Origin of the sequence: Flammeovirga pectinis, assembly GCF_003970675.1 — a bacterium.
GTDB lineage: Bacteria > Bacteroidota > Bacteroidia > Cytophagales > Flammeovirgaceae > Flammeovirga > Flammeovirga pectinis.
In genome coordinates this window covers 4,347,444-4,372,222 of the sequence record NZ_CP034562.1, presented here as the reverse complement: position 1 = coordinate 4,372,222, position 24,779 = coordinate 4,347,444, and the positions used below count along the sequence as shown (strand labels likewise).

General features: G+C 30.4%; 17 protein-coding genes. 5 read left to right on the top strand and 12 right to left on the bottom strand.

The features are described 5' to 3' along the window. The first annotated feature begins 35 nt into the window (after nucleotides 1-35). Entirely contained in the window at nucleotides 36-2,645 is a 2,610-nt protein-coding gene (locus tag EI427_RS17440) for a TonB-dependent receptor (protein WP_126617149.1), read from the top strand. A gap of 353 nt (nucleotides 2,646-2,998) precedes the next feature. Here the strand turns inward: EI427_RS17440 and EI427_RS17435 are convergent, their stop codons facing one another. Continuing rightward, nucleotides 2,999-3,697, bottom strand: coding sequence for a hypothetical protein (locus EI427_RS17435; protein WP_126617147.1), 699 nt, complete (start codon nucleotides 3,695-3,697; stop codon nucleotides 2,999-3,001). Nucleotides 3,698-3,784: 87 nt separating this feature from the next. On the opposite strand from EI427_RS17435, the gene EI427_RS17430 reads away from it, so the two are divergent. Then, nucleotides 3,785-4,204 (top strand): winged helix-turn-helix transcriptional regulator, encoded by a 420-nt coding sequence (locus EI427_RS17430; RefSeq protein WP_126617145.1) that lies wholly within the window; start codon nucleotides 3,785-3,787, stop codon nucleotides 4,202-4,204. Nucleotides 4,205-4,298: 94 nt separating this feature from the next. Here EI427_RS17430 and EI427_RS17425 read toward each other — a convergent pair whose 3' ends face one another. The 4 genes from EI427_RS17425 to EI427_RS17410 all read right to left on the bottom strand — a co-directional run bounded on the left by EI427_RS17425 (nucleotide 4,299) and on the right by EI427_RS17410 (nucleotide 7,897). Beyond that, complete coding sequence (locus tag EI427_RS17425) at nucleotides 4,299-4,970, bottom strand: HAD family hydrolase (RefSeq protein ID WP_170178529.1); 672 nt, start codon at nucleotides 4,968-4,970, stop codon at nucleotides 4,299-4,301. 744 nt (nucleotides 4,971-5,714) lie between these two features. Then, entirely contained in the window at nucleotides 5,715-6,590 is an 876-nt protein-coding gene (locus tag EI427_RS17420; protein ID WP_205727871.1) for a hypothetical protein, read from the bottom strand. Nucleotides 6,591-6,686: 96 nt separating this feature from the next. Further along, nucleotides 6,687-7,394, bottom strand: a complete 708-nt coding sequence (locus EI427_RS17415) for a hypothetical protein (protein ID WP_126617138.1) — start codon at nucleotides 7,392-7,394, stop codon at nucleotides 6,687-6,689. Nucleotides 7,395-7,582: 188 nt separating this feature from the next. After that, entirely contained in the window at nucleotides 7,583-7,897 is a 315-nt protein-coding gene (locus EI427_RS17410) for a DUF4288 domain-containing protein (RefSeq protein ID WP_126617136.1), read from the bottom strand. A 661-nt stretch (nucleotides 7,898-8,558) separates the two neighbouring features. Between EI427_RS17410 and EI427_RS17405 the strand changes: the two genes are divergently transcribed. Further along, the gene (locus tag EI427_RS17405; RefSeq protein ID WP_240655325.1) at nucleotides 8,559-10,034 is read left to right on the top strand and encodes an arylsulfatase; all 1,476 of its coding nucleotides are present in this window, start codon (nucleotides 8,559-8,561) and stop codon (nucleotides 10,032-10,034) included. Between the two features lie 729 nt (nucleotides 10,035-10,763). Here the strand turns inward: EI427_RS17405 and EI427_RS17400 are convergent. The 7 genes from EI427_RS17400 to EI427_RS17370 form a co-directional block, all read right to left on the bottom strand. Next, nucleotides 10,764-11,588 carry a DUF4846 domain-containing protein gene (locus tag EI427_RS17400; protein WP_126617134.1) on the bottom strand — a complete coding sequence of 275 codons (825 nt, stop codon included), beginning with the start codon at nucleotides 11,586-11,588 and terminating at the stop codon, nucleotides 10,764-10,766. A gap of 265 nt (nucleotides 11,589-11,853) precedes the next feature. Continuing rightward, nucleotides 11,854-12,645, bottom strand: coding sequence for a hypothetical protein (locus EI427_RS17395; RefSeq protein ID WP_126617132.1), 792 nt, complete (start codon nucleotides 12,643-12,645; stop codon nucleotides 11,854-11,856). Nucleotides 12,646-12,776: 131 nt separating this feature from the next. After that, the gene (locus EI427_RS17390) at nucleotides 12,777-14,225 is read right to left on the bottom strand and encodes a sulfatase family protein (protein WP_126617130.1); all 1,449 of its coding nucleotides are present in this window, start codon (nucleotides 14,223-14,225) and stop codon (nucleotides 12,777-12,779) included. A 36-nt stretch (nucleotides 14,226-14,261) separates the two neighbouring features. Further along, on the bottom strand, nucleotides 14,262-17,297 hold the full coding sequence (locus EI427_RS17385; protein ID WP_126617128.1) for a glycoside hydrolase family 2 TIM barrel-domain containing protein: 3,036 nt from the start codon (nucleotides 17,295-17,297) through the stop codon (nucleotides 14,262-14,264). A 245-nt stretch (nucleotides 17,298-17,542) separates the two neighbouring features. Next, nucleotides 17,543-18,946, bottom strand: coding sequence for a sulfatase (locus EI427_RS17380; protein WP_240655324.1), 1,404 nt, complete (start codon nucleotides 18,944-18,946; stop codon nucleotides 17,543-17,545). 291 nt (nucleotides 18,947-19,237) lie between these two features. After that, nucleotides 19,238-21,091 carry a M61 family metallopeptidase gene (locus EI427_RS17375; protein ID WP_126617126.1) on the bottom strand — a complete coding sequence of 618 codons (1,854 nt, stop codon included), beginning with the start codon at nucleotides 21,089-21,091 and terminating at the stop codon, nucleotides 19,238-19,240. 222 nt (nucleotides 21,092-21,313) lie between these two features. Further along, entirely contained in the window at nucleotides 21,314-22,984 is a 1,671-nt protein-coding gene (locus tag EI427_RS17370; protein ID WP_126617124.1) for a hypothetical protein, read from the bottom strand. Between the two features lie 335 nt (nucleotides 22,985-23,319). Between EI427_RS17370 and EI427_RS17365 the strand changes: the two genes are divergently transcribed. Next, the gene (locus EI427_RS17365; protein ID WP_126617122.1) at nucleotides 23,320-24,081 is read left to right on the top strand and encodes an alpha/beta hydrolase family protein; all 762 of its coding nucleotides are present in this window, start codon (nucleotides 23,320-23,322) and stop codon (nucleotides 24,079-24,081) included. Between the two features lie 222 nt (nucleotides 24,082-24,303). Further along, nucleotides 24,304-24,654 carry a hypothetical protein gene (locus EI427_RS17360; protein ID WP_126617120.1) on the top strand — a complete coding sequence of 117 codons (351 nt, stop codon included), beginning with the start codon at nucleotides 24,304-24,306 and terminating at the stop codon, nucleotides 24,652-24,654. The last annotated feature ends 125 nt before the right edge of the window (nucleotides 24,655-24,779 follow it).

Below are 24,779 nucleotides of genomic sequence, written 5' to 3'. Positions count from 1 at the left end.
ATCAATATTCTTCTTGAACTATAAATTTTTGAAGCATGAAATTCCTTTTCATATTAATTATGATCACACCATCATATAGGTTATACTCTCAAACTATTTATGGAACAGTAACAAATGAAAAAGTTAAACCGATTAGTGGGGCTTCTGTGATTGCTTATAAAACTTATAACGAAAATATTTTAGGATTTGGAATATCTGATAAAGATGGACTCTTTAAGTTTTCTTTAAAAGAGAATCAAGATAGTATACGGATTGTTTGCAGGTCGTTAGGTTATACTTTAACAGAAAAAATAATTAATGTTTCAACTAAACCTATTCATTTTACATTAGCAGTTTCTAACCAATACTTAAAGGAGTTAGAAGTTAAGGCCAAACCAATTACAGAAGAAGGAGATACATTAAATTACAATGTAGCTACTTTTGAAAAAGAGGGTGATGAGTCAATAGAAGATGTATTAAAAAGAATGCCAGGAATTGATGTGAATGAAGATGGAAAAATATCTTATCAAGGTAGAATAATTAATAAGTTCTATGTTGAAGGTAAAGACCTAATGGGAAGCCAATATTCGATTACATCTAAAAATTTACCTAAAAATGCTGTTGTATCAGTAGAAGTTTTGAAGGATCATCAGCCAATAAAAATGCTAAAAGATGTGGTTTATTCCATTGATCCAGCTATAAATATTGTTTTAAAACAGGGAGTAACAATTACTGGGAATATTGAGTTAGGGGGAGGTATACCCAATATATGGTATGGAAAAGTAACTCCTATGGTATTTAATAAAAAACATCAAACAATCAATGTTTTATCTTCAACAAATAGTGGACAAGATGAATTAAGTGCATTTAATAGTGTTAATCTTTTCGATTATTTAGAGTTTGGATTTATTGAAAGTAATCCTCAGTTTTTACTTGGAAATACTCCATTAGAAAGTTCTTTGTTTAATAAGTCAGAATACAATAACCATCGAACCCATACTGCTACTACTAACTACTTAACTGGGTTAGGTAAAGGTGATCTAAAAGTAAATATAGATACATATTATGACTCACGTTTTCAAGATTTATCATCAAATAGCATTTATTTTATAAGAAATGATACAATTGAAATTCCATTTTCACAACATTCTACATTTACAACAAAATACTTAAAAACAAGATTAACTTACGAGCATAACTCTGAAAAGAATTATTTTAAAAATGATTTTCATTTTAAGGTATCGAATAGAAATGAAAATTCTGAGTTTATCCAAAATGAAGAATATATCCCTCAGACTGCAGATAGATATTTTTATAGTATTGGAAATAAGTTTAGCAAAGTGCTAAAATTAAGAAATACATATTATAAAATTAATCTATATAGTGAATATACTAATACTCCAGAACAGTTAAATTTTATTGGAGGACCCCTAATGGATATTGAAATATTTAGAAACTTAAATAAAGTTTATCAAAAAACTCATCAAAACAATGTGAAATTTTATATCAGCACGAATATCATAAAAAAATGGAAGCGTATAACTTTTGATACTAAATTTAGTTTGAACTATGAATGGAAAACTCTTTCATCATCAATTCCAATCAATTCACTAGATGAGAATAATATTTACAATAATAAAATGGAATATTTATCAATTATTCCAATGGTTAATCCTGCAATAAATTACAAACATAAAAACGTATCATTGACCGTAAACCCTTATATATCCTTACAGACACGTAAACTAATTAACCATTTATTAAATGAAGAAAGCTTCGTAAAACAATTAATATTTGAACCCACAACTTATATTAAGTACAATACTTTAGGGGTTAAACTAGAAGGGAGCTACAAATATTCCAACAATTATACTGAATTACCTCAGATATATTCTGGTCTGATTATTAATAATTATAATAATGCTAATCAAAAAAACACTCCTATTCTAAAAACAAAAGAGCATTCATTTAGAAGTAATATAAGTTATGAACTTACAGCCGCTTCCCTAAATTTATATGCCAGCTATGAATATAATATTACCAATAAAGATTGGATTCAATCTTATGAAGTGAGTGAGGATGGAGTAACATTAATTCAAACAAAATATTTAGATAATAATGACGGAGTAAATCAGAAAATAAAAAGCAACTTTGATTGGTTTCTTCTAAGTACAAAAACAATGATAAAGGGTAATATTGAAATTGGTCAAAATGTAGAAAATGTTATTTTAAATAATGAAGTGAATAAAAATACTAATAGTCATTTGAGTTGGAGAGTTATGTTAGACTTTCCTGTAATCAGAAACTTAAATATTTCTACATATTTAAATGAATATATCTCTAAAAGTATTTACAAAGAACAGAATCAAGTAAATTGGAGACAAAGAATACTCGGAATAGAACTTCAATTTTCTAAAAAGAAGCATTTATTTAAATGGAGCAATAAATGGATTACTCATACTTTTGTTGATAATGATTTCTTATATATGGATTTATCTTATCAATATAAATTTAATAAGAAAACAAGGTTAATATTAACGGCTCAAAATTTACTAAACCATCATTCATACACACAAACTACTGTAAATTCTTTTCAAAGTAACCTATCTTATTTCTATTTAAGACCAAGACAGTTTATGGCACAGATTAAGTTCAAAATTCATTAGTTTTTTTAAATTTGATTTCACTCCGTTTTTTTTTCCTTCCATTCAAATATTTAAATAACTCTTTTCCAGAATTACAAACTCATAAAATCAACTGTAATTTACATCAGGATATTTAAAAACCATTTGATATTAATTCGTTTAATTGAATCTAATTTAGGCTGTTTAGTATACAAGAACTAAAAGAAAAAGTAATATGTTTTACCAAAATTTTGTGATGGTACTCTTAGTTCTTTATAATCCACAACATTTAGTATAAGTACAATAGTGGATTAAAACCTAGTAACTTTTCAAATGCCAAGATGCTTAACTAAAGTAAAAAGCGATTCATGTGTAAATCTAAACCGCTTTTACTTTTATTCTTTTTTCGTTTCAAACTTTGGAATAAAATAGTTCAAGCAGTAAAGCATTGCTCCATAAGTAAAAATGAGTGTAGGCATATTGGTATTAAACCCTAAATCAAATTCTGGAATACCGAATAATTCTCTAAAAGATTCGGTAGCAATTAATAGCATAAAAATTATTCCGTAAGCGAAAACTGAGATGATCGCTATTCTATTTTTTGTAGTCCTAATAATTCCTTTTTTTGCTTCTTCACTAAAGAAGTACCATAAAGCAACAATACTAAATATTGCTTCTATAAGAATAGCTAAATAAGGATTAGAAGCATACAATCCAAGACCCGCTTGCATTGTATCTGCACCAAAAATATGATGCATATGACCTGAAAAGAAATCTAGAATAAAGTGGATAGATACTAAAGCTATACTTACTAATCCTATTGTGGTACTTTTAAATAGAAATTTCCCAATTAGGAATACAATTGCTAACCAAAATAATTGAGGGAGTAAATCGTGACTGTATAACATATCTACCACCATATTACTTAAAGTGGCATCAAATGCATCACTTGGATTAGTTGGTTCAAGCCCTAAATAGTGAAAAGTGAACCATAGAAAATCTTGTAGTTGTGATATAATTAAAAAATAAAGTAGCGTTCCTTTCGGGAATTTTTGTTTTGCAATTAATGCTGTAGTAAAATGACCTGCTAACATAAATATTGATTTATTTTATAATTTTGTTTTCAATTCGATAGTAATAATACATATTACTATCGAATTAATAGTAATAATTAAATAAAAATGAATAATAAATTTCGTTCAGGCTGTCCAATCGCTTCGACTTTAGATATTGTTGGCGATAAGTGGTCTTTGTTAATTATCAGAGACATGCTAATTAAACACAAAAGAACATTTAAAGAGATATCAGATTCAGATGAAAGAATTGCTCCGAGTATTTTGTCTGCTAGACTTAAATTGTTAGAGTCTTATAAATTAATTACAAAGAGAAAGCTTCCTGAAAACAAAAAAGAGAATATTTATTTACTTTCGAAAAAGGGAATTGATCTAGCTCCAATAATTATCGAATTTACTTTGTGGGGTGACACCAATCTGAGAGAGTTCAATAACATAGATTTAATTGATGGTCTTAAGGCTGATAAATCAATGATTATTGATACTGTTCAGAATAATTATAACTCAATGTTGATTCAATTCGTGTAGCTCTTCTCAAACGGTATACAATGTAAATGTCAGTTGTGTTTTGGTGAAAAAAGTCAGTTTTCTATGTAGAAAATTATAGCTTTTGGCTTGTATTTCAAACTTTATTGAACACCTTTTTTTCTATTTTGAAATTGGTCAAATTATCAAAGTATACTGTCATACCATTTTCTATAAGCACTTTTTTGTTTTTTAAACCAATACCTATGAATTCAAGATTTAAATTTAGTGCAGTCTTTAAATCCCATAGACCATCTCCAACAGAGATTATTCTGTCAAATTTTTCGGTTTGATAAAATGATTTAGCCGATTCAATAGCTTGTAGTACAATACTTTCTCTGTCTTCAATAGTATTAGAAGCGGTTAATTGCTCATTATTATATTTCAGACCAATACTATCTAACTTGAACATAGCTGGTATTAACAGTGATCCTGTTGCATAACAAACTCCAAAATCAGTATGTTTTTCAATGTATTCGACAGTTTTTTGTGCCCCAGCGATTTCAGTTATGGATTTAGTTTTAATGAAGTTTGATAGAAGTTGCTCAAATTCTTCAATTATACTTTTTGAGAACGCTTCTTTTTTATCGCTTTCGTAGATTTTTTTAGCAATGAAAGAGTCTGTGTGGTGTTTATATTCTTTGAAGTTGGAGTCAATATTTTGAACACCTAATTGTTTTAATGAGTGTATAAATCCTTTTTGATGTACTTGCACACTTTCTGTTAAAGTTCCATCGATATCAAATACGATTAAGTTATTCTTTTTCAAAATTGATTATTTAAAAGTTAAATGTGTAAAACAGCTCGGCTATGTAATGGGTTTTAACTCACTTTTAGTAGAAGATAAACACGCCTAGAGATCCTTTTCAAAATAGTGATATTAGATTCACCTAGTACTTAAATTTTGGCCTTTTAAGCCAATCTAAGCTCTAATTATTATAGGTAGTTTTTTAATTCTATTTCTATTAAATCCTCAATTGCAATATAACCTTCATATTCATGATCTTTACCACCAAGGATGTAAATTCTATTTTTGTAACTAAATACGTTATAACTTTTTTTCTACCGAAGATTAAATCATTATCATATCCTCCAATAAGATATATTTTATTTTTAATTATAGTTGAAGATGCTTCTTTTTGTTTATTAGAAATTTCATTTATCAGCTGATAATATCATATACACAAACAACTCCGTTTCTAGTATTAAAGTTAGTTTTTAAATTTCTTGATGAATTTAAGAATGTGTATATCTTCCCTTTATATATTTCTGCTTCAAAGTCATATGCTCAAGATGGCATTTTTTCTTTCTTTTTGATATCGAATTTTAATGTTTGACATTTTGATGATGCACAGGAAGATAATAGTATTGCAAAAGCAAGAAATAAATATTTTTCATTTTTTTTGTAATTAATTACAGCGTTTGTGTATATGATTTTTGTCCCGTTGGGCATTGATTATATGCCTTGTTATAAACACTTCATACTTGAGGTATGCTTGATGTGAACAGGTGCTTAATATTCTAGTATCCAATTGAGTAAATCTTTCTTGTTAACAATGGACCAACTATGTGGGTGTCTTTCACCATTCGCTCTATAACCTTGATTAGATGTTTCTATATATTCAAGGTTGTTATATCCTTTATGTATTAATTCTTGAGAAAGCTCTTTAATATAAAATGCATTTAGTTCTCTATACTCTGTGTTTCTGTTTTTTAGCCACCACTGTAAGTCTGGCTCTGTATAGAATCTTAGTTTTATATTTTTTAAACTATCAAAATGTTTAGTATAGTTTGTTTGGTGATTAAATATTGAATATTGTTGATAATTGGATATGTTGATAGAAGGTTTGTCAAATCTTGATTCTAAAATTTGAATTATCCAGTTAGACTCTCGAACGGAAATTTTCGAGACATTCATCTTTATGTTATTTAATGAAGTATTGTATAAAGCTTGAAGATCAAGAGGTGAATCAATTATAAAAACTCCTTTAGGTTTAATTTTTAAGTTTGGTTGATTGATCAAGAATTCAGTAATACTAAGTGCAACATTTCCTCCACTAGAGAACCCTCCAAAATATATATTTTCATTAGGTAAATTATTTGAAATTATAGCAGTTTCAATAAAATCTCCAATTTGCTTTTTTTCTTTGTCTTCTAACCACAACATTTGGTTGAAATTAGTGAACATTACAGCTATACGGTTCTTAATTGCGATATCTATAATGTCAAACTCAACTTTAATATCTTTCGCTTTTTCGGGAAATCCACCAAAAAGGATTAAAACTCCTTTTGGAGTATTAAGCGGTTTATATAACTCGTATTGTTCATCGATTACTATTTCATAATCATTATTCTTATCCTTTCTTTTGAAGCATGAGGTTACTATCAAAACACATAAAGTTATAATTGATATTTTGAATAGTTTTTTATTCCAGAGATAATTTAATTTCATGTTTTAAAATGGGATAATTCTAGAATTGTTATACTAAGCGTTGTAGCTCGTTTTATAGTTTTTATTTACAATTGAAAGGCTAATTAATCCACCTATGAATAAAATTGCTCCTCCCACAAACGGAAATCCTGCCCCTACCAAATCTTCAAGCACTGATGAAAATAGAAATGGTAAACAAAATAACATACCAAGTCCTCCAAAAATCATAGCTACTAAAGAACCTATGTATGCTATTACATGTAGTATAGGCTGAATTTTAATTTTTTTCCTTTCTGTCATAAATACATATTTTCTTAACTGGTGGATGTCTTTACCCGCATATTTCTCTATAGTCCAGTCTTTAATTGGCTTTGAGTTTAATCCTAATTGGAAATCTTTCAATAATTGATACCATTTGTGAGGCAGTAAAATGAAGCCAAATAAAAAAATCACAACACTTGGCAATGAAATATTACCATTACCGATCATAAATGACTGCATCCTTATTTCGTCTACAGGTGTCATTTCATAACCTAAAAGTGAGTGTTTTAGATCATGAGATTCAAATCTAGGTACTAACTTTAAATTGTGCCTGTCTAAACAGTCTGCAATTTCTCTTCCTAACGTTCCTTCTTCGAGATGTCTTAAATTGTCAATTTGCTTTTCATACGCTTTCATGTCATGAAATTGCTCGATTAACCAAACTGATAAATGAAAGGAAACCTTGATTATAAAATTTGGTACTTGTTTTATTTTCTTCATCTGCCTGTATTAGCTAAGATTTATAAGATGATGCATCTGATAATGGTATTTTGGTAAGCTTTCAAAGTCTGTTTTTTTGACCATGGATTTTATCACACTCTTTAATCAAATAGCTCTCTATCTAAAAGCATATATTTCTTGGACTTGTCAATTTTAAAGTTCTCGTATAAATATTTTTCAGAAGTTATCTATTTTGACAGCGAGACTATATTTGAATATAATTCCATTCCATCTTCTAGTTCATTTTCACTAATACTATAACAATCTATAGAGTCTATAAATCGGTATTTTACAGTTTGTCCATAGCAATTAGTGTAAGTATCTTCAGCCTTTTTTGCTTTTAGTTCTGCTATTTCATACGCTCTTTCAAAAGAATCTGCAATTACCAGCATAATACTTTCTTCAAATGCTTGATAGTTTTTCTCATAATTAGAGTCTATCAGTGTTTTATCAGGCTCCCCTTCTACACTGAATCGATATATATTTTTTACCCCGTAAAGCATATTTTGTCTAATGAGCTACAACAATATACAAACGTATTACCGTTTATATATTTTGCTTTTTTTTTAATTTTATTTCTAAGAATAAGGCGATAAATTCATGTTTGCACTAATATCTTACAATAAAAGTTATGTGATATTTTTCACAAAAATTATTTATTGTATTTCTCCATTTTTTAATACACTTCTATTTTTGGAGATGCAAGTTTACTTTTTTTGAAGTATTAGTCGCCAGTAAAAGAAGTTTATTAACCGTATGTAAGGTGTTAATAAAAGAATTGAAATACAAGTTTATTTCCTATTTGTACAAGCCATATTGAAGAACATTTCATTAAGCTGATCATAGAAAGTCAATAGTTAATCAAATGGTTTTTAGATACAAAAAAGTACGATAATGATATACTTTGAAAGTGATCTTTGGTGAATCAATCAAATTAAAAATGCAGCCCTATTAGTCTATTTCAATAAAAAATACCATCACTATCTAAACATCAAAAATTAAATCAATATTGAACCAAGAAATACAACCAAAAAACCACAGAAGACATACTTCAAATTTTTATACCTTTACTTTACGGTTGTAATATCAATGAAATAAGTCTGAAATGAATTTTATCTAACTTTTATTATTGACATCATCGAACAAAACATAACCAACAATTACATGATGAAAGCGACTAGAATATATGTAGGTTTACTCTTTATAGTTTTACTATCAAGTTGTGCATCTACTACAAGAAATACTGCCAAATCTAAAACTACTAAACAGCCTAATATTATCTATATTCTTGCAGATGATCTTGGGTATGGCGACTTAAGTAGTTACGGGCAAACAAAGTTTACTACGCCAAATATTGATAACCTTGCAGAAGGAGGAATGAAATTTACACAGCATTATAGTGGTTCTGCTGTGTGTGCTCCATCTCGATCTTCATTAATGTCTGGTCAGCATACTGGGCACACGCCTATTAGAGGAAATAAAGAATTAGAAACGGAGGGACAAACGTCTATTCCTGCTGCTACTTATACAATTGCTGAACTACTAAAAGATGCCGGCTATACAACTGGTGCTTTTGGCAAGTGGGGGTTAGGTGCTATTGGCGAAGAAGGTGATGCGATAAACCAAGGTTTTGATGAGTTTTACGGTTATAACTGCCAAAGAGCTGCTCATAGATATTACCCAGAATATATTTGGCATAACAATGAAAAAGTATTTTTAGAAGGAAATGATTGGACCAATAAAGTGACGTATGCACCAGATAAAATACAGGAGGCTACTTTACAATTTATTGAGAATAACAAAGACAATACTTTCTTTGCTTATGTTCCTTTGATTTTACCACATGCTGAATTGATTGCACCAGAAGATTCTATTATTCAGAAATTTAGAGGTAAATATCCAGAAAAAGCGTACGACAAAACGAAGAGATATGTATCGGATTACGGTCCTGATATTAAAAAACAAATGTACTGTCCGCAAGAAATTCCGCATGCAACTTTTGCTTCTATGGTATATAGAACAGATATCTATGTTGGGCAAATTATGAGCAAATTAAAAGAATTGGGTATTGATGATAACACTATTGTTATGTTTGCTAGTGATAATGGACCGCATCAAGAAGGTGGTGCAGACCCTAAATTTTTTAACAGTGGAGGTAACTTAAAAGGGATAAAAAGAGATTTATATGAAGGCGGTATACGTACTCCTTTTATTGTAAGGTGGCCTAAGAAAATTAAAGCGGGAAGTACTTCAGAGCATGTATCTGCATTTTGGGATGTAATGCCTACTCTAACAGAACTAGTTGAAGTAGAGAATGCTACTGAGAACGATGGAATTTCTTTCTTACCTACGTTATTGGGAAAAGAACAAGTAGAACAACACCCCTATTTATATTGGGAGCTTTTTACCAAAGGAGGCCGTCAGGCTGTACGTCTTGGAGATTGGAAGGGTGTGCGCTACAAGGCTACAAAGCCAAATGCAAAAATAGAATTATACAATCTTTCTTCTGATCCTGAAGAAACAAATAATTTAAGCGATCAACATCCAGATGTTGTTGCTAAGATTGCCGAAATTATGAAAGAGGCAAGAGTAGAATCTTCTCTATTTCCTTTCTTTGATCAGAAGTTAAGTAAAAAATAAAAAGAATCATAAGTCGAATTGATGTGTACTAGACTACTTAAAATATAATTATTTTATGCAATACAAGGGAGCTTCATTTTGAAGCTCTTTTTATTTTTAAGAGAATATAAAATCTTATTTTTCTTATTTACATTCTCTACCTTTCCTTGCATTATTTTTAGTTTAACAAACACTACACCAACTAGTTAACAATCATTAAATGTAAAAATTACGCATTTATAAATAAATAGTATAACTCAGAAATAAGATACAAATAAAAAACTAAATTAAAGGTAAGAAACTCTCATATAAATAAAATAGACTAATCCATCTATCATCATGAAAATACTATAATTTATATTATAAATTTCAATTCGTAAAATCGAAATAACATACACATTTTAAAGCAGTTAAAACACTATAAAGAAGAATCAAGAACCTTAAAAAGTCTTTACAATAGTAGCAATTTTTAAGATAGTAAAGTTATACTCTTTGAGTGTATCACTTTCTTTAATGAGAAATATAAATACCACATTTATTTATGTTTTTCAATTATTAATTTAAGAGGCTTCTAACCGCTCAATCAATACTTTTTGATCGTATATGCAGCTCACCAGAAACGTTAGAAGCCTCTCCTTAATCACATCAAAAACTAACTAAATTTTAGTACCAAATTGAGTAGATTAAAAAGAGGCTTTATTTTAAGGTCTTTTTTTGAGAAAGAAGTTTTGTGGCATGTGGGTTACCTACTTAAAACCTCCTAATATTGGTAGTATAAAAAGTATAACGTGCTGTTTCTGTTTCACCTTCATTATTAATAAAATACCAATTCTGTAAAGCGGTATCAAATGGGTTTTTAAGAATATGAATAGATTGTGCTGGTGTATATCCTTCTGCAAGAAGAAAAATCTTATCTCCGTTATTGTTCACAGCTTCATCTATTATAATTACTGCATGTCCTGGGCTTCCTGGAGTAACAATTACATCTCCTATTTTAACCTTATCAGAAGTAGACACCTTTTTCATTTCCTTATTAATAGAAATTGTTCCAGCATACATATAGACATAATCTAGGTATTTTCTAAAAGCTGCATACGTGCTATTGGGAGAGCTAATTGTTTTAAAAGTTACTTTATTTCCACTTACAATTGGTCTAATTCCCTTTTTATACTGATTCCAAGCGTAAGCATGTCCACTAGTAAAATGAAAAGTGATCTCATCAAATCTTTTTTGCTCCCATAGATACTCTGCAAACAATCTTATTGCTGCATCTGCACATTGTTGTAAATCTTTCTTTCCAACGTCATAGTTGATAATACCTATGTGCTCACTTTGATTATAAATTTCATCTCCATCATAATCTAAGATTGGGGCACCTTTGGGTAAAAGAAGCATTGCTCTTAAAAAAGCACCAAAACTATTGTCTGCTAAGGTAGTGCGAGTATAATTATTAGGCGTAGGTATTCTCCCTTCTACAGAATTTTCTGTGTCTTGTGCTTTTGCAGTAAACATATATACTGTAGAAAAGAGTGTGAAAAACAGGGCTATTGCTGTGCTAAAGGTTAACTTCTTCATTGTATCATTCTTGTTTAATAATTGAATGATACAAAAATGAAACCTAACTATGCATTAGATCTGCATTAACGATAGGTGGTTACTTTCTAGCGTTCAAAAAGTTTATTATTTGCATAAGGTTACAATATCATTTTGATGTAATTTGATAGAAAATTTATTTTGATAATAAGGAATTGACTTTGGTGATACAGCACAAAAAATCGCACTCCAAAAGAATTTAGTCTTTTTAAAGTGCGATCAATGGTAAGGTAGATACGTTTAATACTTAAATGTTCTTTTTAGTAACAGACGATTCACTTCCTTGTGTAAGATTTATTTTTGCTTCGTCACTATCATACAATATAATTTGTGAACGGTCTTTGGTGTATCCCTTTACTTCTTTGGTTACAACAGCATTTACATAAGTATCATGACCAATATCGAGCGTTAACTTTTCTACAGGAACAATTAAGTTAGGTGCAATTTCATTATTCAATCTAAAACGATCGTTTCCATTGTTCTTCTTAATTTCTAACTCTTTGATAAACGCATAGTTACTATCATTTTGAGATAGAAACACATTTGCATCATGCCCTAAATATAATTTTAAGCAATGAGCTGCAATAGATGCTACCGTTATAATTGGTCTATCACCAATGTGCATGTGTAAATGATCTATTTCTAAAAACTGTGCAGACAGCTTAGAATCATTGCCAGAATGTATATCTAAATCTTTTGCTGAATTGATAAAACCATTGGGGAAATTAATGATAGCTCTATCTCCTGTTGAAATTCCTTTCAAAGCATTAATAGAGATGTTGATCTGCTTTTCTGTAGAGTAATTATTAATTTTTAGTGTTTTACCTTCTATCGTAAATTCAACACCATTCGAAACACCAAAATCTCCATTATAGATATTAATTGTTGCATCGTGTAATACTTCTATAGTTGAAAAACTGTTTGTTTGTTCAATGTCAGAAGGTGTATCATTTGGAGATACATCATCGTCATTCCCGCAAGAAAAAACACCTAGAAGTAATAGTAATAAACTAAAATACGTTGTAATTCTTTTAACCATAATTATTAAGCTTGTACAAATAACTTGCAATAAATCACTTGCTTAAATATTTATCAATAAAATTCTTTTAACATATCCCAATTATACCTTTTGATGCTTTATATACATTGATAACAACTAAAACAATGTATTTACTTAGATTCTCTTTCAATCTTTGCCAAGCCTGGCTCTTTTACTTCTGCCATTAATTCTAATAAATCTGTGTGCATTTTGGTCGCTATTTCTTTGTATTCAGGATCATTGAATACATTGATAAACTCGTTTGGATCTTTTTCTAAGTCAAATAACCATGGTTTTTCTTTTACAGATAATACTAATTTGTATCTGTTTGTAACACCAGCTACCCAATGTCCTCCAGAAGTTCTGTAATAAGTTAAACGATTATCTATTTCTACTTTATGCTTACTTAAGAATGTAGAAGCAGCATTATAGCCTTCTGCATTTGGTATCTCCTTTTGTTGCATGATGCCCAAAATAGTTGGGCCAAAATCTGTGGTAACATACGCTGCATTAATTATCTTCCCTGCCCTTATTTTATTAGGATATCGAATTACAAAAGGTACTCTTGCTGCAGATTCGTAAGGTACAGACTTGTTTCTTCTTTTGTGCTCAAAAAGCATATCACCATGGTCTGATGTAAAAATAATGATTGTATTTTCAGCAAGTTTGTTCTCTTCTAAAAACTTTAAAATTCGCCCAACATTATCATCAATACATTTCACCATTCCAAAATACCCTCTCATGTAAGCTTGATCTACTTCCTCTTTAGCTTCGTTTTTATTTTTAGGTGCTCCCCAATACGGTCGAGAGGCAACATTTTCTACCATTGTTACTGGCTTTTCAAAAGTCATATCATCATAAAGATGTTTGTATTCACGTTCTACAATGTTAGGTGTATGAGGGTCTGGAATAGATAACATTAAACAGAAAGGCTTATTTTTATCTCTTTCTAAAATTTCTAATGATTTATCCGTTAAGTAATCTGTCGTAAAATGCACATCAGATAAATCTCTACCCTCTTTTTTCCATTTGTAATACGTATTTTTATTTACAGGTATGTGTTCCCCATTTTCTGTAACTTTAAACCAAGGGTTATGCCCTCCATTAAACATATATTGATTATCTGAATAACCGAACTTATTTTGAGGAGAAAAGCCAGGTTTTTCTCCTCCATCAAGATGCCATTTTCCTATATAAGATGTTGCATACCCATTATCTTCCAACACCTTTGCATACGTGGTAAGTGTAGGTGTCATGTGTAAATCGTTTTTCCAAGCTCCTGTATTCTGAGGAAATAATCCTGTCTGAAAAGAAGCTCTAGAGGGGGTGCAAACGGGTGATGCCCCATAGTAATTCATGCAAATGGCACCTTCGTTGGCTATCCTATCAATATTTGGTGTTTCAACTTTTACTCCTTTTCCCCAAACATAGGCTTGGTTTTCAGGTAATTGATCTCTATAACACCCCAACGTTCTAAAGTTATGTTCGTCAGTTTGTATAATAATTAAATTAGGTTTGGTCTGTCCTTGTACAAAAACACTAAAGCCCAATAAAAACCCTATTAAAAAATATAATTTCATATCAATATTCTTTTATTTACTCCAATCGAATATATACTAAATTGCTTTCAATTCATCAATACAAAGTCCGTTACTTTGCAAGGCTGTAATTCGAATTGTATTAGCACCACTACCCATAATAACAGGTATTTCTATTATTTGCCAAGTTTTTCTAAACCCTTTATTTGCAGGTAAAACAAGTTCTTGCTCCTTACCATTTACAGTAAGTTTAACTTTATGTTCCTTTCTAACATCAATACCTGCACTGTATCTAATTTGTAAGGTAAACTCTCCCTCACTACCATCATTTTCTTGATACCACTCTACATATCCTCCCGTATTTCTACCAAAATCTATATATCCTTTTCCATTAAAATTAGCTCCTTTAGTAGCAATAGTTACCCCATCAAAACGAGCATCTTCTGCTTGGTCTCCACCAGGGTTTGCAGCCATTGAAACAGCATCCCAAACAAAGCCTTCATCTGTAGAAAATGTTTCGTGCATAGTTAATGCATTTTTACCATTTAAGGTAACTAAAGCTTTAACAGTTGTTCCTAATTCCACATCAAATGCTGTTGTGTATTTTTTAGATGATGTAGTAGGTTTACTACCATCAACGGTATAGAATATAGTTACTTTACCATTTGGCATATTTCCTCTTAGAACAAGTTGCTGCACATCAATAGCTACACTTTTTGATGATACTTGACGCTTTTCGCCTAAAATACCTCCTACAATTAAACTGATAGCTCCGTTATCATCTGTACTTTCAATATAGGCTCTTGTTAACCCATAAAAGGCTATTCTATCTGTTGCTTCGTAATGTTTTTCAATATCAATTGGCGACCCATTATCTAATGCTCTTACTTTCCCTGCTCCTAGTACTTTAAAGAAACTTCTATTTTCTCCATAGGGATAAAACTCTCCATTGTTATCTGTTGTTGTAACACGTACTTGTACAATATCTTTAGTAGTAGTATTTAATGATTCGCCATCTACTGTTAGTTTTAATTTTGATGGATTACTAGCTGTGCGAATCATCTGCTTAGAAACAACTTTCTTATCTTTATAACCTACAGCTTTTAATGTACCTGCTTTCCAACCTACTAACCATTGACATTGCATTTTATCCCAAGATTTACCAGGTTTTTGCTTACCTAACGACTTATCATCTAAAAACAATTCAACTTCATCACAATTAGAATATACCCAAACTGGTATTTCTGTTCCTTCTTCTAAAGTAGGGTGTGTCCAATGAGGTAAAATGTGTACCATAGGTGTTGTGGTCCACTGACTTTGATAAAGATAGTACAAGTCTTTTTCGAAGTTTGCCATGTCTATTGCTCCACCCATAAACGATTTAAAAGGCCATCCTCCGTGTACATAAGAAGCCTCTCCAATATAATCATGCCCTGTCCATCTAAACGATCCTGCATAATTTGGAATATCTCTTAATTGCTCTATGTTTTGGCGTGATGTTAAGCGCACCATTGCATTATCGTAACTCGAATTAAAAATTTGTTTGTAACTGTCTTTACTAGAGGAGTTCGTCCAATCAAAAGTAAATACTTCTTCTTCTGTAAGATCTGGATAATAATAGGGTTTCTGACGTTTACTTGGGTAGCCATCTCTGTACCAAGTTTTAGTTCTGTAATATCCTCTAACTTGCCATGTATGCGTATTTTCTGTGCCAATAAAAACTCTATCTTGTTCTAAGTTATCAAACCAACCCATCTTTTCGCTACTGCCATTTACACCAAAAACATCCATATATTCCGATTGCGAATGTCCTGATGTAACAGGCCTTGTATTGTCAAGTTCGTGGCACCTTTCTACTAATTCTTTACCAATTTCTCCTTTCGTTTCGTTTCCCACACTATAGATAACTATTGATGGGTGATTTCTGTCTCTTTTTATCCAATCTGTTAGGTCTTTATTCCACCATTCTTCAAAAGCATGAGCTCCATAATCGTTGGCTGCTTTTTTATGCCAACCATCAAAAATTTCATCCATAACCAACATCCCCATTTCATCGCACATATCATAAAACTGAGGCGTTTGAGGGTTATGTGCCGTTCTAATAGCATTACAACCCATTTTTTTAAGTTGAGCTATTCTAAAACGCATAATCTTATCGGGAACAGCAGCACCTAAAGCTCCTGCATCTTGGTGGTTACACACTCCTTGTAATTTTACATTTTTTCCATTGATCCACATTCCTGATGCTGGAATCCATTCTATATCTCTAACTCCAAAACGTGTTTTTTCTTGCTGATGAATCTTTTTACCCACTTTAATTTCTGTAACTGTTGTATACAAATAAGGTGATTCTACCGACCATTTTTGTGGGGAATCCATCTTAATAACTTGAGTTATCTCTTTATTTTCGTTTGCAGCAATAGAGAATTTTTGATTTGCTCTTGCTACAATTTCTCCGTTTTTATCAACTAATTTTGTTGTAAGCGTTCCCTTTGTAGTTTTAGCCAATACACTTTCTATTACAGTTTGAATAGTCACCTCATCGCCTTTAGTTTTAATAAAAACCCCTCCATTATCACTTAAGTGAACAGCTGCTTTTACATCAATCCAAGTGTTTGCATAAATTCCTGAGCCTGTGTACCATCTTGCAGAGGGTTGAAGATCGTTATCAACACGAACAACAAAAGTTATTTCATTACTATTATTAACCTGTTCAGAAATATCATAATTAAAAGAAATCCATCCATACGGACGATGCCCTAGTTTTTTACCATTTGCCCAAACTGTGCTGTTCATAAACACACCATCAAAAGCAATAGCAACCACTTGGTCTTTCCACTCTTCTGGTACTGTAATTGTTTTTCTATACCACCCAATCCCAGATGGTAAATAACCACATTGTCCACCCATTGGGTTTTCTTGGTTGTATTCTCCTTCAATACTCCAATCATGAGGCACGTTTAATAACCGCCAATCTTTATCGTTGTAGCTAATTTCTTGAGCACCTTTTTGTTCATTAAGTTTAAATTTCCAATTGGCATTAAAACTAATTCTCTCTTGTGCTGATAAATTTATGGTCATCAATAAGATGCCTAGAGTAATAAAATATTTCATCTGTGTCAGTTGTTCGTATAATAATATAGTAAAAGTCGTTTATACTCTTATTATCATTGAACTCGTGTGTACGTTATTTGTATCTAATTGTATAACACCTTATTAATCAGTCACTTTACACATAAACAAAGATGCCTTTTTTAAATTTTGTAACCATTTAAAATTAAATTTCACAAAAAAACCTACCCAATAAAAATCAGGAAGGTTTATAAAGCTATACTTGTATTTACTAAAATCGGTTTTTACTATTTTGATTTTCTTTTTGGAGGGATTTGAAAAAACACTGAATTAGCTTCTGTAACTTCTTCCCACCCTGCATAAACTTCTTTTTCCCATGCAGCCAAATCTTTTTTCATTTTACTAGCACGTTTCGCTTCTTTATCAATTAAATCGTTCTTCTCAGAGATATCGTCTACCACATTAAATAATTGATATTTTCCGCTAAAATATTTTACTAGTTTCCAATCTCCAGTCATAATTGCTGCATATTGGTCTTCATAACTTCTAAAGAAATATAAGTTTCTATCTTTTATCTTTTTCTGCTGAATTAATGGCATTAAACTCACCCCATTAATTGCATTATCTTTATATTTTTCACCTGATGCAATTTCCATTAAAGTAGGAAAAACATCTATTGTTTGAATTGGTGTACTACATTCTGTATTTACTTTAGTAACCCCAGGGTAATTAATAAGCATTGGAACTCTTGCCCCACCTTCCCCTAAGGTATTGTTTCTCTTTCCTCCTGCTAATGGTAAATTCTCGAAGAAGCCACCTTGATCTGAAGTGAAAATAATAACCGTATTGTCATCAATTCCTTTTTCTTTTAAAGCTGCTCTTACTACACCAACAGAAGCATCCATTGTTTCTACCATTGCATGGTATTTAGCATAAGCAGGTTGCATACCTTGATCAAGATATTTTTGAATAAGGTCTTTTCTTCCAATATGAGGCCCATGTACTGTGTAGTACCAAAGCGACAACATAAACGGTTGTTCTTTATCGTATTCATTAATAAAATTGACTGCTTTATCTGTAAGTACATCAGTAAGGTAGGCATCCTTATCATTTTTGTATTCTTCTAAAGCTGGTCCATTTTTAAAGAATGGAGCATAATAGTTTTTAGGATGACCGAAATTACTTGTGCCTGTTTGTTCATCAAAACCTTGGTGAATTGGGTGGTAGGGTTGATGCCCTAAATGCCATTTTCCCATAAAAGCATTATAATAGCCAAACTCTTTTAGCTTTTCTGCATATGTAACCTCTTCTAAAGGTAACCAATTTCTAGAACCTCTTTTTGCAGGGTCTTTAGACCAAATTCCAAATTCTTTTGTGTTAGAACCATCAGGAAATTCATCCTTAATATGTCTAGGCATTTGTAACCTTGCCGCTTCTTTTCCTGTAAGTATCGATGCCCTACTCGGACTACAAGTTGGGGTAGGAACATACGCCCTTGTAAATTCTAAACTTTCCTTTTTTAGCTGATCAATGTTTGGAGTTGTAAAGGTCTTGTTTCTATAATTTAGATCAGACCATCCGTAATCATCAACAAATAGTAAAACGATATTAGGCTTGTTCTGTGCTTTTAATGTAAGCGAGAATAAAAGGCCAAAAAATAATGTAATAGTTAAATAGTGCTTCATCATCATATTCATCTCAATTAATACTCAAAAGTACTTGATCAGTGGAATAAAGATGTGTTTCTATATACAATCTATGTATCTGTAAGTAAGTTATTGTATTTAGAATAATTGTAGAAATCACTCATTATCTATTTAATTATAAAAAAGGTATAAAGTGTAAGTGAGGGAGCTGTTCTTAATAGAACGTAAACATTTTTACGTTATTAATATTAGGAATTAGGTGGTGCTTTTTACAAAATTATCAATAAATCAGTTTAAAAAAGCCCAAGTTAGAATTAAAACTTGGGCTCTACTTTGTTATAATTTTACATCAACTATCTCTTTTTTATGAAAGAAATATTCTCTTATTTTTTGTTGTTCAGGAGTCACTTCCTCATAAATTTTTATTTTTGAAAACACTGTTTTTTGCATTTTTGGAGAACCAGATAGTGTAATCAACTTCTCTCCTCTTTTTACCTCTATTGTTAGTCTTTCATCTAAACTAGGAAATAGCTTCTTTTTATAATATGCACGTCTATTTTCATAAAACACTTTAGGATCACCACCATTTATTGAGAGTACTATGTCCCCTTTTTTTAACCCTAATGTATTTTTTTTGGTGTATGAAATTTTATACTCTTCATTTTTATTCTTATTTGTTATAATCGTACCATAAGTTGGATGTTTTTCTCCTTTTTTTATATATTCCCATCCTAGTTTCTCACAATAAGCATCCATATCGGGAGTAGCTGCCCCTTGTATATATTTATCATAAAACTCACCAAATTCAGGGTAGGTATATTTCGTCATAATTTCCCTAAGTTTATCATCTTCAAAATACTTCCCTTTATACTCTTCTTTCATTTCTAACACTACATCTATTAATCTTCTCTCACCATTAGATCTCTCCATAATTTCTAGATCTAAACAAAAAGCAATTAAAGCACCTTTCTCATAAAAAGTCATTAGATCCATCACCTTAGAAATAAAGCTTAATGCATTTTTATCTCTAATAATATCATGACTACTTTCTGTCATACTTTGCTTATTTCTCTTTTTTGATGTTTCAATACTAAATGCTAATTGATTTACAAAATAAGTCTGCTCATCAAAAGTTTGTGATTCACTCCTGTTTGCGAAGTAGTCTGTAAAGCCTTCATACATCCAAGTATGCTGAGACATCTTTGGGTTTCTGTAGTGAAAATCATGAATTTCTTCACTATGTAAATTCAATGGAGTAATTGTATGATAGTATTCATGGGCTGCAATGTGAGTATATCCTGAATAAGTACTATCGCCTACATAATTTGCATGAAAATATACGGATGAATTATGGTGTTCTAATGCCATTCCTGTTCCAAAATACTTAAATAACCCTTTCATACGATCTGGATTTATTCTGTACATTAAGAAATAATAATCCTCTTTAGATGTCACTCCTGAATAGTCATTAATGTCTGTCATTACATTTTTCAATGTTTTTGCAACAGCCGTAGCAACTTGTGTTGTATCTTCATTATGAACTGCAACAATAAATTTCTGCCCATTAATAACAAAAGAGGTAGTATCTGGCTGAGCATAGAGTACTGGTTGATCAATTAGACCAAAATAATCATCAGCATAAAGAACATCTTTTTGCTCTTCTTCTTTGAGTTTAGTCATAGAAGTTGCACCATAATAACCAATAGGCTTATGAACAATTACTTTAAAAGGTTCTTTTTCAAAACCTTCAAAATAACCATTCAACATATTAAAGTTTATCAATGCACTATTCTCTGTAAAAACAGTCCCTTCTACCTCTGTCGGTTTACCTACCAAACCTTTTTTTGACTTACAATCAATTACAGCATACTCCAATCGAGATATTTCATCCTTACCTTCTATAAAGAAGACATTCTTTTTTTTCTTCACCTTGGCTAATTCACCATTGATATCATATGCTTTAAGTTTTTTAAAATATTCTATATGATCTAAAACCATATATGTACCTGGCACGATAACAGGAATAACAAATTCAAGTTGTTTTTGGCCTTTAGGAGTAAAAACAGTTACGTCTAATTCTTGATCATGAATCGTTTTTAGATCAATTTCTACAACAGTTTCTTTTGGGTTTTGAGCAAAAATAAAAGGCGTAATGATACAAATGCCTATCGTCAAAATTAATTTTTTCATAATAGTTTTTAAGCTTCTAATTAGTTTTGTTGCTAACTTAAAATAAGTTTCTCAATTAATGAAAAGTAATAACTCTTTTCTATTTAGTTAATTCTGAATTATCAAAAATAATGGTTCAAAGTTTTTACCATTTTTAGTTCACCTAAAATCCAATATCAAAAAAATAAGAGAGACCATTTAAAATGGACCCTCTTATAATAGAACTTCTTTTTACTGAAAAATTTAATTTACGGTCTTCAAATCCATCATTATCATTCGCTTTTTAAATGACCTAATACTATTTCCTAAAAACTGACGATCTGTTAGAAGTTCGAAAGAACCTGGATCAAACCAATACCCCTCAATTCGCTTATTTTTTAGAGTGTAAATATCTTTTGCCTTAATTTTTCCATCTAAAGACACTTCTCCATACTGAATTTGATCTACATTTAAATTAGGATACATAAATAGTAATTGATCTTCTTTTTGTTCTAAAAATAACCCTCTAGAAAAAAAAGTATTATCATCTATTTTTTGATATTTATGAAAATTACTCACCCAATTTATGGTTCCTTCTTTCGTGAAATTTATAAAACATAAATCTTCATAATAGTTCAAAAACCTTGAAGATCCAACCCCACCAGTAGTAGTTGAAGATATTATTGAAGATTCCTTAAAACTTTCTACAACAAAAGTAAAAGACTGGTTATTGTTTATAAATACGTTGTGGGCTATAAAATCATTTTCAATTTCAATTTTTGATTTCTTCTCTAGTTTTTTAGCAACCTTATTGTCTTTGGATATAAACTTATTGAGCTGAAAAGATGTTTCTGGAAAATAATTTGATATTAAGAAATCCTTCTTTTGATTATTTGTAAATTTAATCATCTTCTCAGATGTAGTTTTTAACAAAACAGGATCCATTATTTCTATAAATAATCCCTCAATAACAAACTCTTTTTCTTCTTTATTAGAGTACAAACCTATTAAGCAAAGTTGTTTATTATAATCTACTAAGTGTAAACCCTTCTTTTTTATTTTATCATTTGTGATTGGTTTAATAATAGCATTTCTTTTCCCTTCAGAAAAAGAATATAATATATGCGTAATATTATTATTTTTCTTATCGGTAACGCTGTTGAAATAATGAAAAACACCCATTTCTGAAAGTAACGTGTTCTTATTTTTTCCATTCAATAATTTTGAATATGTATTATCTAGTTTATTGGTAAAATTATTCTTTTCGTATTGTGGTACTTTTGAATACATTATCCATTTTCTATTAAAATCTGCATCCAACACTTCGACATATGTGGAGGTAGACTTTCCTTTTTTATTTGAAGAAAAGGAATAAATACACATCAAATCTTTACTTTCTGAAAGTTCAATACTATATGAAGATTGTTTATTAATCTTATCTGCTCCAATTTGTTGTCTAGAAATCAAAATTGGTTTTTCAAAACCAGTTCTTGATTCATTTAATTTTGTTCTATACAGATGGTTTGCTCCTTTGGAATTAGTTGAATAAATAATCCAGATATTTTTCTTTTTATCTTGGTAAGTAAATTCAAAGTTTTTCTCTGGAGGATTATTTAAACCTGCAATTTTAATATCACCTAATGGTAATTCTTTTTTTAAAGTAAGAGCATAATCATAGAGGTGAATATTTAATTCTACTTTGGTTTTTATACCAACTGGATTAATAAAACCAAAAGGGTCGATACCCATTGCTACTCCTTTACCTTTTGCGGTAAGATGAATGATTTCAGTGTCCGTTTTACCAATTACACCAATATCAGTTTCAGCAACTCCTTTACCTTCCTTTTCTCCTACATTAAGAGTTGGATGATACGTTTGTGCATTGGCCGTAACAAAAAGTATACATAATAAGATTGAAGTGAATATTTGTTTCATAAGTAAGTTTAGAAGTTTTTCTATTGAATTAGTTAATTGTTTGCAATAATAAAAGTACATTTAAATTTAACGAGTACAAAAATATTAATTGTATTCTGATAAAAACTGCTTACCATGCAATTCCTTCCTCCCTATGAATAAACTGTCTATAAAAGCCTATCTTAATCTCATTGTTTGAATGCATTTTTAATAGAAAAGGAATGATTATTTATATTTATAAATAGCATTCCATTTTCTGATTTATTCTTCTTAAATATTTACTGTAAATTAAGATGTTGTAGATCTGATTATCAAAATCATAGTATTGAAGTAGAGCACACATTATAATTATATAAATGAAATCCATCAATCTAAAAATTAAAAATAATAGTGGTATTACTTTGTCTTCTAAATTAGAATTACCAGAAAATAGAGAAACCACCACATATGCAATTTTTGCTCACTGTTTTACGTGTAGTAAAAATCTAAATGCAGTCACAAACATTGCAAAAGCATTAAACTCAATGGGAATTGCTGTATTACGCTTCGATTTTACAGGGTTAGGTCAAAGTGGTGGAGATTTTAGTGAAACTGATTTTTCTTCTAATGTGCAAGATTTAATTGATGTAGCCTCTTTTTTAGCGGAAGAATACCATGCTCCTAAATTAATGATTGGTCATTCTTTAGGAGGTGCTGCAGCTATTTATGCAGGAAAACAAATTGTTTCTATTAAAGCTATTGCAACAGTTGGAGCTCCTTCATCACCACATCACGTACAACACCTTTTCCAACATAGTATTGATGAAATACTCGAAAAAGGTAAAGCATTGGTACAATTAGGAGGGAGAGATTTCACTATTTCTAAACAATTTATAGAAGATATTTCTAATACAAATATGAAGGAGTTAATGGATACTTTGAGAAAGCCAATTATCATTCTTCATTCACCACAAGATACTACTGTTGACATTAAGAATGCTGCAGAAATTTATGGCTATGCTCACCATCCAAAAAGTTTTATCTCACTAGATGGTGCAGACCATTTACTAACAGATAGCAAATACTCTAATTACGTTGGAAAAATGATTGCCCAATGGGTAACTATCTACCTTGAATAGGATTTAATTAAAGGCAAATACTAGCATTCCTGTAAGAAGAGATGCAATTGTAATTATTTCTAAAGAAAACGCTAAAACCGCTTCTGTTTTTGACCGATACATTCTTGTTTTATTCTGTTCCATAAACATAATTTACGAAAATTTACTTGTTTATCGAAATTTGGGATGTTCCGGTAGTTTGAACTAAATTTAGAACATACACAAGTGAATTACTTTAGTAAAATGAAAATTGTAACATTCGACGAGTATAAAATATTTACTTTCGACCACTTTACAGGCTCGGTACACATACTACAAACATGGTGGACTAAAACAAGTACAGTTGGCTCCAAGGATGATAAATTTGAGATAGGAAAATATAGTTATAGTGTTGGATCTAGTGTGAGTGTATTATACGTAGGGTCTCGATTTGGTGGAGTTCCAGCTGCAATTGTTGCTTATGCAAGTGATTATATTTATAGAATTTATAATGGAATTAAAAATTATCATCCTTCATATTATGAAGACCCGAAGGTTACAACTTTACCTGAATATAAAATGTATGGAATAATTTATGAAAAAAATCATAATTAATATTTTGAAAAACATTATAATATCCACAATTGGATTTTATACGATTTGTTCTCTTTTTTTTATATCTCTATCATTATATGCAGGATCATTTGTATGGTTGAAGTTTTATTATATAAATAAATTTT